The following is a 13,430-nucleotide window of genomic DNA, read 5'->3' on the forward strand; positions in this document are numbered from 1 at the left end:
ATAGACCGAAATGCAGTAACGAAGTAGAAGAGGAGGATAAGTTAATATGAGAACGTTTATGGGGAAATTGCGAATGATGAGCCTGACGGTTGCTGTAGTAACCGCCTCGCTGGGAGGACTTGCTGGAACAACAGCGGCGGCACCAAGTGAAGCCTATGAGTGGAAAAATGTGGTGACGGGTGCAGGAGGCGGGTTTGTACCGGGCATTATTTTCAACGAGTCGGAAAAGGATCTGATCTATGCCCGTACAGATATCGGGGGAGCCTATCGCTGGAATGCGGCTGACGAGAGGTGGATACCCTTAACGGATTTTGTCGGCTGGGATGACTGGAACAAGAATGGTGTGGACGCACTGGCTACGGACCCTGTTGATCCCGATCGGGTGTATATGGCAGTTGGGACGTATACGAATTCGTGGGACCAAAATAATGGCTCCATCTTGCGCTCTACGGACCGGGGAGATACATGGCAAACCACAACACTTCCGTTCAAAGTGGGCGGCAACATGCCGGGACGTTCAATGGGAGAACGCCTGACCGTGGACCCAAATGATAACAGTATTCTGTATTTCGGTGCACGAAGTGGTCATGGGTTATGGAAAAGTACCGATTACGGTGTGACCTGGAACGAAGTCACAAGCTTCCCGAATCCGGGAAATTATGTGCAAGATCCTTCGAATGAATATACCAGTGACATCGTAGGACTGGCATGGATTACATTTGACAAAACAACAGGTTCGGCAGGGCAAGCAACCCAGACAATCTATGTGGGTGTTGCGGATAAAGATCAAAGCGTATATCGCAGCACAAATGGCGGCCTGACCTGGTCAGCTGTTGCTGGTCAACCTACAGGTTATATTCCGCATCATGGTGTGTTTGATTCAGACGGAAGCCTCTATATTACCTACAGCGATGGTGTTGGACCCTATGATGGGGCAAAAGGTGACGTGTGGAAACTGAATACGTCTACAGGTGTCTGGACAAACATCAGCCCTGTTCCAAGCAGCAGCACGGATAATTATTTTGGATATGGCGGATTGGCTGTTGATGCACAGAATCCCGGTACATTGATGGTTGCGACATTAAATTCCTGGTGGCCGGATGCCACCTTGTTCCGGAGTACAGATGGCGGAGCGACGTGGACACGCATATGGGAATTTGAAGGATATCCGAATCGGAAGTTACGTTATACACAGGATATTTCGGCAGCGCCATGGCTCACATTTGGCACCAATCCTGCCCCACCCGAAACAACCCCAAAACTGGGCTGGATGATCGGTGATCTGGAGATTGATCCGTTTGATTCGGATCGCATGATGTATGGAACGGGTGCTACGATCTATGGAACGAAGAACCTGACAGACTGGGATGATGATGAAAAAATCAATATTTCAGTGATGGCGAAGGGGGTTGAGGAGATTGCCGTGCTGGATCTGGTCAGCCCGCCAAGTGGTGCACATTTGATAAGCGGATTGGGAGATGTCTCCGGATTCCGTCATAACAATCTGGACCAGGCTCCAGCTACCATATTTACGAGCCCGAACTATCCTTCCACAGAAAGTCTGGATTTTGCAGAGTTAAGTCCAAATACGATGGTTCGCGTAGGTAAAGCAGATTATGCTGCTGATCCCAATGCAAAATCCATGGGTTTGTCCAGTGACGGAGGTACTACGTGGTATAAGGCCAATGCAGAACCTGCCGGCACAACCGGAGGAGGGACCGTAGCCATCTCTGCGAATGGTAACCGACTCGTATGGAGCACATCAGATAAAGGCGTACATTATTCGACTGGCGGCAATTCATGGACGGCAAGTACGGGCATACCTGCACAGGCGAAAGTGATTTCGGATCGTGTCAATCCAAACAAATTTTATGGATTTGCAGCGGGTAAAATCTATGTGAGTGTGAATGGTGGTGCTACTTTCACGGCATCATCTGCGACCGGACTTCCAATGGAAGGAAATGCCGATCTGGATGCCGTTCCAGGTGTTGAAGGCGAACTCTGGTTTGCAGGTGGTAGTGAGGAAGAAGGTCCTTACGGATTATGGCATTCCACGGATTCAGGAGCGACATTCACAAAGCTTGCCAATGTAGAGGAAGCAGACAGTATCGGATTTGGTAAAGCAGCCCCTGGGCAGAGTGTTGTTGCGTTATACACGGTTGCACAGATCGATGGAACACGTGGATTCTTCCGTTCCGATGACGGTGGCACTAATTGGGTTCGTATCAACGATGATCAGCATCAGTATGCTCGTGTAACTACTATTACGGGTGATCCGCGTCTGTATGGAAGAGTATATCTCGGAACAAATGGCCGCGGAATTTTGTATGCTGACCGTGTTGGAGGTAACAATGGCGGAGGTACTCCAGTGACCAACTCTGCGATTACACCGGTTACAGCCGAATTTGATCGCAAAGCAGACAATCAGGTTAATATTCCAGTCACGTTAACACTGAACGGCAATACACTTGCATCCATTCGCAACGGGAATGCAACGCTGGTTTCAGGTACAGATTACACGTTGACAGGCAATCAGGTTGTATTAAGTAAAACCTTCCTGGCTTCACTGCCAAATGGCGCAGCGGCGCTAACCTTTCAATTCAGCGCAGGCGCTCCTGCGACCTTGAATCTGCTCATTAAAGACACGACAGTTGCACCTGTTGGAACCATACGCATTGAGATGTATAACAGCAACACTTCAGCGACGGGCAGCTCGATTAGTCCCAAATTCAAACTGACAAATACGGGTACTACAGCCTTGAATCTGTCTGATGTGAAAATTAGATATTATTACACGATAAACGGTGAACAGCCTCAGAACTTCTTCGCTGACTGGGCGACTGCTGGCAGTGCGAATGTAACAGGCACGTTCAGTGCACTCAATCCGGTACGGACAGGTGCTGATCACGTGCTTGAGATTGGATTCACAGCTTCGGCTGGAACACTGAATGCGGGACAAAGCACGGAAATCCATACGCGCATCTCCAAGAACAATTGGACCAACTATACGCAAACGGATGATTATTCTTTTGCAGGTAGTCAGACTTCCTATACGGACTGGTCCAAAGTCACCGGTTATGTCGCGGGAAGTCTCCAATGGGGAATTGAACCATAAGTGAGTGATTTAACGAAATAAAGGATTGAAATAGGGTTCCTGATTCGCCAGATGATCAAATGGCGAGTCGGGGCTTCTTATTTTGTCGAAATATAGTGTAAACTATAGATAGTTACCATTGCTTAAAGGATCGTTTTAGGATATAAAAAGATGTACAATTAATTTAGAATTAATGTAACCGCTAACACTGGAAAGTGTTTATAACCGATATATAATAGTTGGTATAGCCTGTACAGATATAGAGGAAAGATTAGACAAGGGGGTCGCGATCATGAACCGGTTGTGCAAGGTGCTGATTGTTGACGATGAGTTTCTGGTAAGACAGGGCATAAAGCACCATATGAACTGGGAAGCGGAAGGATTTAACATTGTGGGTGAAGCTTCCAACGGTGAAGAAGGATTACAGCAGGTGAACCTGTTAAAACCGGATATTGTGATCACCGACATTGTCATGCCTGTCATGGATGGCGAAACGTTTGTCCGTACACTAAAAGCCAGTAATCCGCAGATTGAAGTTATTGTACTTAGCAGCTTCAGTGAATTCGAGTATGTACGTTCAACGCTTCAGCACGGGGCAGCCGATTATATACTGAAACCCAAGCTGGATACAAATGAATTATTGCAAGTCCTTCAACGCACGGCGGGTAAAATTCCGGAGCTACAGTTCGAGCCGTCGCACGATGGCTGGAGACTTGGACAACTGATGGAGAAGATGCTGTCCGGATTTACACTGGATGAAGATAGCGAAATGCCGATCATTCGAGATACCTTTCCGTATGAATCCTTTCGCTTGCTTGTGTATAAACCCGTGGGTGCTGGAGGGAATCCACTGAAGATGGATCAGGAGCAGATTGAGTCCAAGCTCCGCTGTGATCTGCCTGAAGTAGAATGTGCAATGGTTCCCGCAGAGGGTACATTACCTGTGATGCTTCTTAATGTCGATCCTGCGAGAGATGAATGGATGCTTGAACGGATCAGACAGTTGGCCAGTGAAAATGCAACAGGAGAAGACAGTCCTGGTTGGGTGCTTAGTGAAAGCTTTACTTCATTTGAACAGATGGGTGTTGTTTACCGGGAACGCCTGATTAAGCTGATTGAATATCGTTTCTATTATAAGGATCGACCAATCCTGGTGTATGGTGAACTGCCTCCAATGCATTCCGCAGGTTACCAGTTTAATGTGAATATGTTTTTGCAGCATGTGAAGCGTAACCGGGTCGAAGCGGCAAGGGAGTATTTACAGGATCATGCAAAAACACTTGGACGGGATTATATTGCCGATGTTTTTGAAATCAAATCATTTCTCGGTAACTTGATATTTAACGTGACCATTACCCTCGCGGATATGGATGTCCAGTCTGCCGGGCTGGAAGAGAGCAAATATACGTATTTTAAAAATGTGGACGGCGCTTCGAGTCTGGACGAAGTCATGACCGTGCTTGATCAATTCATGACGGAAGTTCAGGAGTGCACCGTTGGTGCGGGTGGAAAACGAAGTGATCCCAACATGAAGATGTTGCTGGATTACATGCATGAGCACTTTGATCAGCCGCTCGGGCTTGCTGAAGTAGCCAAGCACTTTCATTTTAATCCATCGTATTTATCCAGTTATTTTTCATCTCACAAAAAAGAAGGATTTAATGAATACTTAAATAAAATTCGGATTGAAAAAGCCGAGGAACTGCTCCGATCCGATGATGTAACGATCTCTGAGATTAGCAGTATGGTAGGTTATTCCGATCATAGTTACTTTTGCAAAGTGTTCAAAAAATTCACCGGATTATCACCAAGCCGATACCGGCGCAAATTCTGGGCATAAAGTCAGAAGGATAAGATTATGAAGAAATGGATGAACCGATTATCTCGTCTCGGATTGTTTCCCAAGTTGTTTCTGGTTATGGTGGTCAGTATTGTCCTCGTTTCTGTACTCATCTTATGGACGACCATTCACATGTCAACCAATCTGTTTACTGAGACGTTCAGTATCACAAACTCCAAGGTGCTTAATCAGATCAAAACAAATTTTGAATCTTTTAATGAGGCCATTGCTGCCGTATCGAATAATGTGACGCAGAGTGGATCGATCCGAGGATTCCTGTCCGAAGGAGATGCCGATTCCCTCACGATGGCCAAATCCTTCTATAATATGAGGGAAACGATGGATCGAATTCAATCCATCACAGAATCCTACGAAGTTGGGATAACAATTATCGGGATTAATGGACGGAGCTATTCCACGAATCGTGCTCACCTTGAGTTGTCCGTGGATGAATTGAAGCAGGAGCCAATTACGATGGAAGCCGCTGAGACGCCGAGTCGTCTTATCTTTGATGTTTACCAAAACGAGGCAACGCTTGGGAGTCAGCAGATGATCTCTGCGACGAAAGCGTTGACGGACCGAACACGTAGCCGGATATACGGTACGCTCTATGTCACGATGAGAGAAGACATATTCCGGCAATTTTACAGCAGCTTTACAAGTCGTGGCAATGATGTGGTCATTATGAATGAAAAAGGTGAGATTGTATCATCGAATCGTGAAGACTGGATCGGAACAACTCAGCTGGATTTGCTATCGTATGCCCGGGATATGAACAACAACTCTCCGAGAAGTATTAATGCTCGTGTGATGGATCAGGATAGCGTTGTGTTATCCGAGTATTTACCGTTCTATCGGTTTTATATTGTCAATGTAGTGGATAAGGATCTGGCGATGGGTCAACTTATCGACATGAAGACGGTTGCCCTGATCTGTGCAGCTATCGTTGTGGGGGCACTCATCCTTGTGTTTCTCATCACCAGCCAGATTACCAAGTCACTGCGCAGACTTGTGAAGCAGATGTCCAACATAACAAAAAGTGATCTGGACAACTATATTCCGGTGAGCGGAAGCTACGAGAGCAGGCAGCTTGGTCATGCTTACAATTACATGCTTGATGAACTGCATGATTATGTGGATCAGTTAGTACAGACACAGCATGAACAACGTAACGCAGAGCTTGCGGCATTACAGAGTCAGATTAATCCTCACTTCTTGTACAATACACTTGCATCTGTCAAAGTTCTGGTGCAACAAGGCAACAAAGACAGGGCTGCGGAGACCATTAATGCATTAATTGGATTGTTGCAAAATACGATCAGTGATGTGAGTCAGACTGTTACCGTGGAACAAGAAGTCGAGAATTTGAAAAATTATGTCTTCATTAATCACGTCAGATATGGTGGCCGGATTAAAGCAGCTTTCTACGTGGCTCCGGATTGTACACACTATCATGTACCCAAACTGGTGATCCAGCCGTTTATCGAGAATGCATTTTTCCATGGATTCATCAAGAAAGAAACGGGTACGATTCATGTCATGGTTTCCAGAGCGGGAGAATCACTCATCTGTGAGATTATGGACAATGGGGATGGAATTGAAGGGCTTGTCATGGGAGAAACGTTGCCCAATCCAAAGAACAATCGTCAACTATTCAGTGGTATCGGTATTCGCAATGTCCATGACCGTATTGAGTTATTATATGGTTCACCTTATGGTGTCACCATTATGAGTACGGTCGGGGAAGGAACGAGAGTCACCGTTACACTACCTTTAATCACGAGTTGAATCGAAACCCGATTCCATTAAATACACTTAAAATCGAGATCCCTCGCTTCTGTTTTCTACAGAGTCGGGGGATTTTCACGTGTCAGAGGTAAAGCGGGTGAAATCATTTTTGTACTATTTTAAGATCAAGAAATTACAAAATCAAAAGAAATTACAAAAAGCCAAATTTAATGCAAACGGTTTCTGTAAAGGTTTTCATTGTGGCAATAAGATGACAAATCCGTACAAAATTATTACTAACGAATGAAGATATGGGAATGATAAGATGAATACATCGAAAGCAACCGCTTTCAGAAAACGTAAACAAATTACACACAAAGAGGTCGAAGGGGAGTTGAATGTTTTGAAAAAAATGTGGGTATTGATGCTCGTTACAGTACTGCTGTTGTCCGCATGTTCATCCGGTGGCGGAGGTAATTCCGCTAGTGGTGGTGACGAAAAAACAAACGAAATTACAGTATGGGCTTGGGACAAAGCTTTTAACGTAGCTGCAATGGAAACAGCAAAAGAAGCATATCAAAAAGCAAATCCTGATGTGAAAATCAACATCATTGAATACGCTCAAGCTGATATCATTCAAAAACTGAACACAGGTCTTAACTCCGGAACTGCCAGTGGTCTTCCAAACGTAGTTCTGATTGAAGACTATCGTTCACAAAGCTTCTTGAATGCATATCCTGATGCGTTCAAAGATCTGTCTTCCAGTATCACGGCTTCCGATTTTGCAGATTACAAACTCGGACCAACAGCGTTTGATGGCAAACAATACGGAGTTCCATTTGACTCCGGCGTTGCTGGTTTGTACTACAGAACAGATCTGCTGGAGCAAGCTGGCTACAAAGCAGCTGACCTGCAAGACATCACTTGGGATGACTACATCCAAATTGGTAAAGACGTAAAAGCTAAAACAGGTAAAGAGCTTCTTTCTCTTGACCCGAATGACCTTGGTTTGATTCGTATGATGATCCAAACTGCAGGTAAATGGTATTCCGCAGAAGATGGTAAAACACCTGACATTGCTAATAATGCTGCTCTGAAAGAAGCGTTTATTACTTACAAAGCAATGATGGATGCCAACATTGTTAAATTGCACTCTGACTGGAGTCAATTCGTTGCCAACGCCAATAACGGTAGCGTAGCAACAATTCCTACAGGTAACTGGTTCTCGCCATCTGTACGTCAAGAAGCTTCCCAATCCGGTAAATGGGCTGTAGCTCCAATACCGAAAATGGCTGGTCAAGCAAACTCTGTTCACGCATCCAACTTGGGTGGTAGCTCTTGGTATGTTATGAACAACGTTCCTGGTGCAGATCAAGCAGCTGATTTTGTAGCAAAAACATTTGGTTCTGACAAACAATTGTATCAAGATCTGTTGAACAACATCGGCGCAATTGGTACGTACAAACCAGCAGTTGATGGTGACGCGTATGCCAAAGCAGACGAGTACTTCGGCGGACAAAAAATCTTCACAGACTTTGCAAATTGGACGAAAGAAATTCCAAGCGTAAACTATGGTATCAACACATATGCCATTGAAGATATTCTGGTTGTAGAAATGCAAGCATTCCTGAACGGTAAATCAATCGATGACGTTCTGGCTGATGCACAAAAACAAGCTGAAGCACAATTAAACTAAGATACCCAAGGTAACTTATAGAACCCTAGGAAACATCGGAGCCGTCTCCCATGTCCGGCGCAAGTCGAACCGGATATGGCGAGAGGCTCCGTGGGTTCTACCCATGTTCCATGGAGAGAGAGGAGCCATACTGTGAAAGCCATGAATACAGGAGACAGTCTCCAAAAGAAAAATAATTTGACTGGATGGGCTTTTGTTTTGCTGGCTGTTGTCGGGATTGTTGCATTTTACTTCTACCCGATGATTCAAGCGCTGCTCTTATCGTTCAAGTCTGGTGTAGGAGCCAATCTTGAATTTTCGGGCCTTTCTAACTACAAAAGATTGTTAGTTGATACAACGTTCCGTACAGCATTATCGAATACATTTATCTACTTGATTATTCAAGTGCCTGTAATGATTATCCTTGGTTTGTTTATTTCCGTATTGCTGAATGACAGCACACTGCGCTTCCGGAGTTTCTTCCGTACAGCGATTTTCTTGCCTTGTGTAACTTCATTGGTAGCGTACTCTGTTGTATTCAAATATTTGTTTGCACCAGATGGAATGGTGAATCAATTCTTGATGGGCTTGCACATTATTGGCGATCCAATTCAATGGATCACAGACCCGTTCTGGGCTAAAATTACGATCATAATCGCCGTTACTTGGCGTTGGACCGGATATAACATGATTTTCTATCTGTCATCCCTGCAAAACATCGATCAATCGATCTATGAAGCTGCAAGAATTGACGGAGCGAATGCTTTTACACAATTCTTCAAAATCACTGTACCTTTGCTTAAACCGATTATCCTTTTCACGTCCATCACATCAACGATTGGTACATTGCAAATCTTCGATGAGATCATGAATATTACCAAAGGTGGTCCAGGTAATGCGACCATGTCGATTTCACAATACATCTACAACCTTTCGTTCAAATATTCACCGGACTTCGGTTATGCAGCAACAGTGTCGTATTCCATCGTAATCTTGATTATTGTATTGTCCATCATCCAGTTTAAAGTGGCAGGTGATAATAAAAATGGCTAAAGCTAAAGCAAAACGGATTTTCACGTATGTGTTCCTATCCATCGTCGCCTTTGTATCCATTTTCCCTTTCTTCTGGATGCTGGTCAGTTCAACAAATGCATCAGTCGATGTCACCAAGGGTAGACTGCTGCCCGGTTCAGCTTTTATTGATAACTTCAACAAACTGATTGATTCGACAAATCTGGTACAGGCTCTCGGAAACTCGGCGATTATCTCTGTGGTCTCCACTCTCTTGGCACTGTTTATTGGTTCCATGGCAGGTTATGGCTTCGAGGTATATCGCACGAAGTCTCGTGACATTGTGTTTAATATCCTGTTGTTATCCATGATGATCCCGTTTGCAGCGATCATGGTACCACTGTATCGTATGTTCGCAACAATCTCGGGAGTTGCACCGGTTATCGGAATCAACACGATGGCAGCAGTGATCCTGCCAACCATCGCAACAGCGTTCCTGATCTTTTTCTTCCGTCAGAACACCAAAATGTTCCCGAAAGACTTGCTGGAAGCTGGACGTATTGATGGTTTGAGTGAACTCGGCATCTTCTTGAAGATCTATATGCCAACCATGAAAACAACATATGCAGCGGCAGCAATCATTACATTCATGAGTAGCTGGAACAACTATCTGTGGCCACTCATTGTATTGCAAACACCTGACCAACAAACGATTCCACTGTTGATCTCAAATCTGGGTGCTGGTTATTCTCCGGATTACGGAGTAATCATGACAGCAATCGTGATTGCAACACTGCCTACAGCAATCGTATTCTTCATCATGCAGAAACATTTTGTTGCAGGTATGGTAGGTTCCGTGAAGTAATGAAAACAGCATAATCCGTGCAAATGACGGATGCAGGAAAGAAGAGAGGGCGCTGTTATGGCGTACCTCTGTCTTTTTTGTTTATGTAAAGCAAAAGGAAATCCAGCGTAAACCTTGAATAAGTCAAACTATAACGTTTTAAAGGGAGAGAGAGCCGATGAAAGCAACAAAGGCAGATATCAACTGGTTGGGGGACGTAAGTGTATTTGAGGTGAACCGTCTTCATGCCTATTCCGATCACCGTTATTACCAAACAATGGATGAAGCTGTAGGTTCAGGCGCGATGTCCATGCGTTATGATCTGAATGGTACGTGGAAATTCAACTATGCAATTCGTCCAGACAGCCGTTCTGAGTTTTTCTATACATCCGATTTTTCCAGTGAAGGCTGGGATGATATTGAAGTTCCGGGGCATATCCAACTACAAGGATACGGACAGATTCAATATGTAAATACACAATATCCTTGGGATGGACTGAACGAAATTCGTCCGCCGGCATTGCCGCAGGATAAAAATCCGGTTGGAAGTTACATTCGCACATTCCACCTGCCGACAGGTTGGGAGTCGAATTCGGTATATATTTCTTTCCAAGGTGTAGAGTCTGCATTCTATGTATGGCTTAATGGACAATTCGTAGGATACGGGGAGGACAGCTTCACGCCATCTGATTTTGACCTGACGCCATTCCTTCAGGATGGAGAGAACAAACTCGCAGTTGAGGTGTATCAACGCAGCACAGGCAGCTGGCTGGAAGATCAGGATTTCTGGCGTTTCTCCGGCATTTTCAGAGATGTGTATCTGTATACCGTCCCAACTGCACACGTTCGTGATGTTCATGTTCGCACAGATCTGGACAAGTCCTATACCAACGGTACGTTGCAACTAGATTTGAAACTGGAAGGAAAAGCGGTTGCTGGAGCGCGAGTAGAGGCTGAACTTCGTGATCGTGAAGGCAATACCGTTAAAACGTTTGAGTCCAAAGTTAACGATGGACAAGTAAGTCTTCGTGAAGACATCGGCACAGTGAACCTGTGGAGCGCAGAGATTCCATACTTGTACCGTCTCTATATTCGTGTATATGATGCTGCGGGTGCACTGGTTGAGGTTGTTCCTCAAGCCGTTGGTTTCCGTACATTTGAAATGATCGATAAAGTGATGCACATCAACGGTAAACGTATCGTATTCAAAGGTGTGAACCGCCATGAGTTCAACCCGCGTCGTGGACGTGCAGTTACGAAGGAAGACATGCTGTGGGATGTTCGTACGATCAAACAGAACAACATGAATGCCGTACGTACGTCACACTATCCAAACCAAAGTCTTTGGTATGAGTTGTGTGATGAATACGGACTATATGTTATTGACGAGATGAACCTGGAGACACACGGATCTTGGCAGAAACTTGGTGCTGTTGAGCCTTCATGGGTTATTCCAGGTGACAAACCGGAATGGCATGATATCGTTATGGACCGCGCTGTATCCATGGTGGAGCGTGACAAAAACCATCCGTCTATTCTGATCTGGTCTTGTGGTAATGAATCACACGGTGGTGAAGTCATCTACAAAGTATCCCAATACTTCAAATCAGCTGATCCAACACGTCTGGTACATTACGAAGGTGTATTCCATGATCGCCGTTTCGATGAAACAAGTGATATGGAGACTCGCATGTATGCCAAACCGGCGGACATTGAGGAATTCCTGAATGCAAACCCGACGAAACCTTATATTAGCTGTGAGTACATGCATGCCATGGGTAACTCTATTGGCGGTATGCACAAATATACGGAGTTGGAAGACAAATATCCGATGTATCAAGGTGGATTCATCTGGGATTACATCGACCAATCCATTTATAAAAAAGATCGTTACGGCAAAGAATTCCTCGCTTATGGCGGAGATTTTGGTGATCGTCCATCAGACTATTCGTTCTGTGGTAACGGGATCGTCCATGCTGACCGTAAAGTAACTGCGAAAATGCAGGAGGTTAAATTCCTTTACCAGAACATCAAGCTGTTCCCGGATCGTGAAGGTGTTAAAATTGTGAACGGTAATCTGTTCGCAGATACATCTGCGCTGGAACTGGTATACAGCCTGGAGCGCGAGGGACATGAAGTGCTGCGTGGAACATTGGAAGTCAACGTGGATGCCCAAAGCGAGACGGTAGTGAAACTTCCGCTTGGTGCAGAAGCTCTGGCGGGCGGCGAGTACGCTGTGAACACTGCATTTGTGTTAAAAGAAGCTACAATATGGGCTGACAAAGGCGAAGAAGTGGCATTTGGACAGTTTATTTTCACACAGGATCAGGTAAATGATGCAGCCGAGACGGACCTGAACCTTGTAAGTGATGTACAGGTTATTGAAGGTGACGTTAACATCGGTGTTCGAGCTGGCAAGACACATGCGCTGTTCTCCAAACAGTTTGGGACACTGGTTTCCCTGAAATTGTCCGGTCGCGAGACGATTGCTGTACCACCTGCACCGCTCTTCTGGCGTGCAATGACGGATAATGACAAAGGTATGGCGATGGGCTTCGAACTGGGCGCCTGGTATGCAGCGAGCTTGATGCCACGTTCTGTAGAGTGGAAAGCGGAACAGAAAACGGATCAATACCGGATCGAGTTCACGTACAAGCTCAACATTTCAGAGGATGTACAAGTAAAAGTGGCTTATACCGTGCATGCAGATGGAAGTGTACGTGTGCATAATACGTACAAAGGTACAGCCGGATTGCCAAACCTGCCAATTCATGCATTGTCCTTCAGAACATCACCTGACTTCGAAAACGTGGAATGGCTTGCGATGGGACCCGAAGAAAATTATGCAGACCGCGCATTTGGCGCACGTCTGGGTATCCATGGCAGCAAGGTAGCTGATACTATGGCTCCATATCTGGTACCACAGGAATCAGGCAACCGTACGGGCGTACGTTGGGCCAAATTGACAGACAACGCGGGACGTGGCTTCAAAATTGAAGCATCCGGAACTCCGGTTGAGCTGAATGTCTCACCATATACGGCATTTGAGCTGGAGAATGCACAACATGCGTACGAATTGCCTCCTGTACACTATACGGTCGTGACTGTAGCGGGTAAACAAATGGGTGTTGGTGGTGATGACAGCTGGGGTGCTCCAGTTCATCCGGAATACCTGATCCCTTCGGACGGCGAACTGACATTTGAATTTGTCATTCGTGCACTGTAAGTAAAAGGATCA

7 protein-coding genes are annotated in these 13,430 nt (G+C 45.3%); all 7 read left to right on the top strand.

What is annotated here, in order from left to right:
• The first annotated feature begins 46 nt into the window (after positions 1 to 46).
• The 7 genes from PAEAM_RS25140 to lacZ all read left to right on the top strand — a co-directional run bounded on the left by PAEAM_RS25140 (position 47) and on the right by lacZ (position 13,418).
• Positions 47 to 3,115, top strand: a complete 3,069-nt coding sequence (locus PAEAM_RS25140) for a X2-like carbohydrate binding domain-containing protein (RefSeq protein ID WP_100529370.1) — start codon at positions 47 to 49, stop codon at positions 3,113 to 3,115.
• 271 nt (positions 3,116 to 3,386) lie between these two features.
• Complete coding sequence (locus tag PAEAM_RS25145) at positions 3,387 to 4,934, top strand: response regulator transcription factor (protein WP_100529371.1); 1,548 nt, start codon at positions 3,387 to 3,389, stop codon at positions 4,932 to 4,934.
• Between the two features lie 18 nt (positions 4,935 to 4,952).
• Positions 4,953 to 6,722 (top strand): cache domain-containing sensor histidine kinase, encoded by a 1,770-nt coding sequence (locus PAEAM_RS25150; protein ID WP_100529372.1) that lies wholly within the window; start codon positions 4,953 to 4,955, stop codon positions 6,720 to 6,722.
• A 352-nt stretch (positions 6,723 to 7,074) separates the two neighbouring features.
• Positions 7,075 to 8,358 (top strand): extracellular solute-binding protein, encoded by a 1,284-nt coding sequence (locus PAEAM_RS25155; RefSeq protein WP_347400007.1) that lies wholly within the window; start codon positions 7,075 to 7,077, stop codon positions 8,356 to 8,358.
• Positions 8,359 to 8,499: 141 nt separating this feature from the next.
• The gene (locus tag PAEAM_RS25160) at positions 8,500 to 9,390 is read left to right on the top strand and encodes a carbohydrate ABC transporter permease (RefSeq protein WP_036610887.1); all 891 of its coding nucleotides are present in this window, start codon (positions 8,500 to 8,502) and stop codon (positions 9,388 to 9,390) included.
• On the top strand, positions 9,383 to 10,213 hold the full coding sequence (locus PAEAM_RS25165) for a carbohydrate ABC transporter permease (RefSeq protein WP_036609483.1): 831 nt from the start codon (positions 9,383 to 9,385) through the stop codon (positions 10,211 to 10,213). Before PAEAM_RS25160 ends, PAEAM_RS25165 begins: the two co-directional genes overlap by 8 nt.
• 157 nt (positions 10,214 to 10,370) lie before the next feature.
• Positions 10,371 to 13,418 (top strand): beta-galactosidase, LacZ type, encoded by a 3,048-nt coding sequence (lacZ, locus tag PAEAM_RS25170; RefSeq protein WP_100529373.1) that lies wholly within the window; start codon positions 10,371 to 10,373, stop codon positions 13,416 to 13,418.
• The last annotated feature ends 12 nt before the right edge of the window (positions 13,419 to 13,430 follow it).

The organism is Paenibacillus sp. GM1FR (genome assembly GCF_002803315.1).
In the GTDB taxonomy this organism is placed as follows: domain Bacteria; phylum Bacillota; class Bacilli; order Paenibacillales; family Paenibacillaceae; genus Paenibacillus; species Paenibacillus amylolyticus.

Excerpts from the sequence above, each read along its gene's own strand:
- PAEAM_RS25140 (WP_100529370.1), top strand. The coding sequence starts at position 47 with ATGAGAACGTTTATGGGGAAATTGCGAATGATGAGCCTGACGGTTGCT.
- PAEAM_RS25145 (WP_100529371.1), top strand. The coding sequence starts at position 3,387 with ATGAACCGGTTGTGCAAGGTGCTGATTGTTGACGATGAGTTTCTGGTA.
- PAEAM_RS25150 (WP_100529372.1), top strand. The coding sequence starts at position 4,953 with ATGAAGAAATGGATGAACCGATTATCTCGTCTCGGATTGTTTCCCAAG.
- PAEAM_RS25155 (WP_347400007.1), top strand. The coding sequence starts at position 7,075 with ATGTGGGTATTGATGCTCGTTACAGTACTGCTGTTGTCCGCATGTTCA.
- PAEAM_RS25160 (WP_036610887.1), top strand. The coding sequence starts at position 8,500 with ATGAATACAGGAGACAGTCTCCAAAAGAAAAATAATTTGACTGGATGG.
- PAEAM_RS25165 (WP_036609483.1), top strand. The coding sequence starts at position 9,383 with ATGGCTAAAGCTAAAGCAAAACGGATTTTCACGTATGTGTTCCTATCC.
- lacZ (WP_100529373.1), top strand. The coding sequence starts at position 10,371 with ATGAAAGCAACAAAGGCAGATATCAACTGGTTGGGGGACGTAAGTGTA.